The sequence below is a fragment of the Idiomarina sp. UBA4206 genome (assembly GCF_002383015.1).
GTDB lineage: Bacteria > Pseudomonadota > Gammaproteobacteria > Enterobacterales > Alteromonadaceae > Idiomarina > Idiomarina abyssalis.
This window is the reverse complement of sequence record NZ_DFTS01000065.1, coordinates 1-5,758: the sequence shown is the minus strand read 5'-3', so window position 1 is coordinate 5,758 and position 5,758 is coordinate 1. Positions and strand designations below refer to the sequence as shown.

Below are 5,758 nucleotides of genomic sequence, written 5' to 3'. Positions count from 1 at the left end.
GTGACAATAGCGCACATGCTAAGAGAAGCGGGTAAGAAAGTGACGCTGTCGACCATGACCTTACTAGAGGCACCTGCTGAATTAAGAGAGCTGGGTAAGTATTGTGACAATGGTGAATTTGATGTTGAAGCTAATGATGTCAGCGCCATTGGTATATTGCAGGAACAGGGGCTTAACTTTACCGCCGGGCCGGCTATTAATATTTATAATCATCAGAGCCTGCGCCGCTTAATTGATATGGGCATGACGCGTTGGGTTGCGCCTTTTGAACTCTCGCGTGACTGGCTGCAGGATATTTTACAGCAAAACCTGATTAATACGGTGAGAGACTGTTTTGAGGTGGAGGTGTTTTCTTTCGGTCATATGCCACTGGCCTGGTCTGGACGCTGCTTTACTGCGCGGTCAGAAAACCGCCCGAAGGATCAGTGCGAACTGTGTTGCATAAAGTATCCGGAAGGCCGCGAAGTTAAAAGCCAGGAAGGGCAGCAGGTGTTTGTGCTTAATGGCATTCAGACGCAATCGGGTACCCGCTATAATCTTATAAATCAATTACCCAGTATGAAAGATCTGGTTGATATTGTACGCATAAGCCCGCAGCCGGAAGGGACTTTTGACTGGCTAGGGCGTTTCCGTAACAATGTCGATGGTGAGCAACCCGTAAAACTAAATAGTAAAGAAAGTAACGGCTATTGGTTACAGCTTGCGGGTTTGGCAACGGCGTAACGGAACAAAGCATTTATAGCGAAAAGGATAACTATGTCAGAGAAAATAGCTCGAATTGGTGTACTAACCGTTAGTGACAGGGCCAGCGCCGGAGTGTATGAAGACATTTCCGGGCAGGCGATAAAAGACACACTAAGCGACTATTTAACGTCACCGTGGCAGGCAGAGTACCGGGTTATAGCCGATGAGCAGCCTCTTATCGAGTCCACCATTAAAGAGTTAGTGGATAAAGAAGGGTGCTGTCTGGTCGTAACCACCGGCGGAACCGGCCCGGCCAAACGCGATGTCACACCTGAAGCGACAGAGGCCGTTTGCGACCGGATGATGCCGGGCTTTGGTGAATTAATGCGACAGGAGTCTTTAAAGTACGTTCCTACCGCCATTTTGTCGCGGCAAACAGCAGGGCTCAGAGGCTCGTCATTGATTATTAACTTACCGGGTAAACCTAAGGCCATTCGGCAATGTCTGGACGCTGTATTTCCGGCCGTGCCGTATTGCATTGATCTTATGGATGGGCCTTACCTTGAGTGCGATGAATCGCTCATTAAGCCCTTTCGTCCCAAAAGTAAGTAGTTACTTCTGCTGCCGGAGCCGTAACAGGCTTCGGCATAACCCAATAAAAGTGACTCCCCAAGCCAGCAGTGCAATGTAAAAGAAGGCTGTGGGTAATGCGTCCAGGAAGGAAAATTCCATCGCCTGCAGCATGACATAGGTACAGGCTGAATACATGCCCAGCGGAAACACGGCACCCCAGTAAAGCGGGTCGTACGCAAACGGGAAACGCCGGACAACATGCCGCCATACACCCAGAATTAACAGCATGGGGATCCACCAGCTTCCTGTGGCCCAATAGAAGATGGTAAAACCTTTTATGAAAGGCACCAGGCTTTGCAGAAAGGGAGCATTCGGCGAGTTAATAACCAGCAAGGAGCCCGCCAGAGTTGATATGGCCATTGCTCCCATGTTTATCCAGTACGGAGGTGCTAAGTCACCAGGCACAAACTGGAAAAACGTATATCGATAAAAAATTAGCGACATCATCCAGATATAAAGCATGCCTCCCCATAACCACATGGACAGTGCCAGAAAATTAAGCTCCAGTTTCCACGGCTGGGATGTCTGCGTGGCCAGGTAAGCGCTTAATACGGCCACCGCCTGGGTAGCAACAACTGCCAGCAGCCAGGCTCCACTAATACCTTTATCCAGTGTTGGCTTATTACGACGTATGGTTAACGCGGTAAATACGGTATAGGTAAGCAGCAGCCAGAGTACCAGCGCAATAACCCAGGCTACGAAAGCGAGCCAGTAATGGCTGTACAAAACCATCAGCTGACTGCCAATAAGCCCTGTACCTGCCACTGAAGTGAAAAACGCGGGCCCTTTACTGTGGCTGATTAAATCTTCAGTGAATGCTTTGGTAAACCGCAAAGCGCGGTAGCTATAAAGAAAAGTAAGAATAACCCAGCTAACACAGGAGATGGAAAACAGGGCCCGGGCAATAAAAGGCCATTGCTGTTGGTGGGCAGCAATGGCGATGATTCCTGTTGCCATCACCAGCCCAAAGTAGGCTGGTGACAGCTCTTTTGCTTTACTCATTAGACTCATAGTTTTATACCTGAGCCCAGACGGTTTAGCAGGGGTCTGGTGCGTTTTTACGAGAGTAGAACCACCAGGTTATCACGCTACATATAGCGTAGAAGACAATAAAGCTCACTAAGGCAGCGGATACGCTTCCTGTCAGACTAATGGATGAACCATAAGCTTTCGGGATAAAGAAGCCGCCGTAGGCTGCGAATGCCGAGATAAAACCAATAACCGCAGCCGATTCTTTATTGCCCTGCTTAATGGCTTCGTCGGTATCGCCCAGTTCGCGTTTGCGCTGGTTCAGGAAAATGACCGGAACCATACGGAAAGTGGAGCCGTTGCCAATACCCGTTGCAATAAACAGCACCATAAAGGCAGCGAAGAATCCCCAGAAGTTGCCTTCAGTACCCGCTATTGGCAGGAAGTACATAACACCCGCTACGCCGACAATCATCAGCAGGAAGTTCCAGAAGGTTACCCTTGCACCGCCTAGTTTGTCAGCGACGATACCACCGACGGGACGAGCCAAAGCACCGACTAGCGGACCAAGGAAAGCGTAAGCGGTTGGGTCAACTTCAGGGAACAGCATACCGGATAACAGAGGGAAGCCAGCAGCGAAGCCGATAAAGCTTCCGAACGTTCCCAAATAAAGGATACACATGATCCAATTATGACTGCGTTTGAAGATAACGGCTTGATCACTGAACGAAGCTTTCGCTGAGGAAATGTCGTTCATACCAAACCAGGCTGCGACAGAGCCAATAACAATTAAAGGAACCCACAAGAACGCAGCGTTTTGCAGCCAGACTTCCTGACCCGCATTCGCACCTTCCTGGATCACCAGTGGGTCACCTCCCATACCGCCAAACACACTGGCAGCGATAACCAGCGGCGCCAGTAACTGCATACCCGACACACCCAGGTTACCCAGACCAGCATTCATGCCCAAGGCACCGCCTTTTTCCTTCTGTGGATAGAAAAAGCTGATGTTGGACATACTGGACGAGAAGTTACCGCCACCAAAGCCGCACAACAATGCAAGAATCAGCATGATCATGTATGGCGTATCGGTATTTTGGACGGCGAAGCCAATCCAAATACACGGCAGTAGTAAGGACGCTGTGGATATTGCTGTCCAGCGACGGCCACCAAATATCGGCACCATGAAGCTATAGAAGATCCGTAAGGTCGCACCCGACAATGCTGGCAGTGCCGCTAACCAGAACAGTTCGTTTTGGCTGTAAGGGAAGCCGAGAGCCGGCATTTTGACCACCAGAATACTCCAGATAGTCCAGACTGCGAACGCCAAGAACAGGTTGGGTATGGAAATCCACAGGTTACGGGTGGCAATGCGTTTGCCTTTTTCTTCCCAGAAGGTTTTATCTTCCGGACGCCAGTCATCCAGCACCATAGAGTTCGGAGTGGACAGCTCGGGCAGGTCGCGTTCTTCGCGGTCTTCGCGATACTCAACACGCTCTGCGCGAAGAATAGCAAAATGCATCCACGCGAGTGCGGCTGCAGCAATAACGAATAACAGCATAAAGCTGCTCTGCCATACACCAATCACATCGTTCAGCATGCCGAAGGTTAATGGCAGCAAGAAGCCACCTAAACCACCAATCATACCGACCACACCACCAACAGCACCAACGCTTTTCGGGTAATAAACCGGAATATGCTTGAATACAGCGGCTTTACCCAGCGACATAAAGAAGCCTAGTGCAAAAGTAAGGAAAACAAAGCCAAGTAAAGTGATTTCGAAATGGAAGTTATAAGTCTGGTTTACCCCTTTAACCGCGTATTCGGTGCTGGGATAACTCAGTAAGAAAGTACAAATTACCGATGCAATGAATGTCCAGTACATGACTCGACGAGCCCCGTATTTGTCAGACATCCAACCGCCCAGAATACGAAACAACGAAGCAGGGATAGTGTAAAGTGCCGCTATCATACCGGCCGTTTTTATATCCAGCTCGTAAACACCAATAAGGTAGTGCGGCAACCATAAGGCTAACGCGACAAAAGCACCAAAAACAAAGAAGTAGTAAAGCGAGAAGCGCCAGACACGAAGATCACCAAGGGGCGACAGCTGCTCCCAAAAACCTTTTTGCTGAAGTTCCTGACGAGTTTCTTTTAGCGGATCGTCTTTTGCGAGGAAAAGAAAAACAACACCGGCAATAGCCAGTACCGTTGCATAAATTTGCGCTGTACCCTGCCAACCAAGGGCTATTAGCAGAAACGGAGCTCCAAAATTAGTTACCGCCGAGCCAACATTACCGGCTCCGAAAATGCCTAGTGCGGTGCCTTGCTTTTCTTTTACATCGTTAAACCAGGCCGCCGTATAGGTGACACCAACAATGAATGAACCACCGGCCAGGCCAACACCTAATGCGGCAATCAACAACATAATGTAGCTGTTAGCAAAGGTGAGCAAATAGACACAGGCTGCGGTCAGTAACATGAGAATACTGAAGACTTTGCGACCACCATACCGGTCGGTCCAGATACCCAGGAACATACGGCTGATAGAACCCGTTAATACCGGGGTTGCCATCAGTAAGCCCAACTGAGTGTCAGTTAAGTTGAAATCGGCTTTTATCTGAATGCCGATGATTGAAAAGATGGTCCAGACCGCAAAACAAAGCGTGAACGCCAGCGTTGAAATAGCGAGCGCTCTGTTGCGTTGACCACCTGTGACTGACAGGGGTTGGTTCATGAAAGACCTCCAGTTAGATCCATTAAGTCAGATGGCTAAACTTTACTGTTAACTGCAATAAAATGCTTTAGTATCAAAAGACTAGGACGAAGCGGTAGGTTCTGGTAATGCTACTTTAAGGGTAGTTTCAAGTGTCTTGGGAAAGCCTGTTAAAAGCGAGGAGGCTACCCCTTAATGGGTAATTTTTACTTGCCATAAAGAAACGAAATCAACTAAGGGGTACTAACTTATTTTCGCGAGTAAGCAGTCGATTTTCCGATAAATAAAAGATATATTACAAATGTACCTTTAAAAATTAAGCGGTGACAATGATGCAGATCACAGACAAACAAAAAGAAGAGCAGTTAATTCCAATTCTGCGCCAGGCATTTCGACCGCTGTTCCTGCTGGGAGCAGGGTTTAGCGCCATCGCTATGCTGTTGTGGGGGCTGGCACTTGGTGGAAAGGTCGATTTGCCCGTGTATGGCAACATCATGTTCTGGCACTCCCATGAAATGATGTTCGGCTTTGTTATCGCTATTGTGCTTGGTTTCTTGTTAACCGCGGTGCAGAACTGGACGGGGCTTAGAGCACCTCACGGCAATACCTTGCTTATTCTGACGGTATTATGGGCAGCAGCGCGGCTGGGTCTTTTGTTTGGGAATGAGTTGCCCTGGTGGCTGGTTGCGGCTGTCGATGTCAGCCTTTTACCTGTTGCTGCATTTTTGTTCGGGCGCATGGTGCTCAAGGTGAATC

Annotated in this window: 5 protein-coding genes; 3 read left to right on the top strand and 2 right to left on the bottom strand. The window is 48.9% G+C overall.

Annotated features, from left to right (window positions below):
* Together B3180_RS13190 and mog are read left to right on the top strand one after the other, a co-directional pair.
* A partial coding sequence (locus B3180_RS13190; protein WP_286845011.1) for a U32 family peptidase occupies window positions 1-723 on the top strand: 723 nt, incomplete at its 5' end.
* Window positions 724-756: 33 nt separating this feature from the next.
* A complete protein-coding gene (gene mog / locus B3180_RS13185) occupies window positions 757-1,296 on the top strand; it encodes a molybdopterin adenylyltransferase (protein ID WP_273021842.1) in 540 nt (179 codons plus the stop codon).
* On the opposite strand, the gene B3180_RS13180 is transcribed toward mog, so the two are convergent.
* Window positions 1,297-2,328, bottom strand: coding sequence for a tellurite resistance/C4-dicarboxylate transporter family protein (locus B3180_RS13180; protein ID WP_278358603.1), 1,032 nt, complete (start codon window positions 2,326-2,328; stop codon window positions 1,297-1,299).
* Between the two features lie 25 nt (window positions 2,329-2,353).
* Window positions 2,354-5,023 carry a nitrate/nitrite transporter gene (locus tag B3180_RS13175; RefSeq protein WP_278358604.1) on the bottom strand — a complete coding sequence of 890 codons (2,670 nt, stop codon included), beginning with the start codon at window positions 5,021-5,023 and terminating at the stop codon, window positions 2,354-2,356.
* Window positions 5,024-5,331: 308 nt separating this feature from the next.
* Here B3180_RS13175 and B3180_RS13170 point away from each other — a divergent pair.
* The coding region (locus B3180_RS13170) for an NnrS family protein (RefSeq protein WP_286845009.1) at window positions 5,332-5,758 on the top strand (427 nt) is incomplete at its 3' end.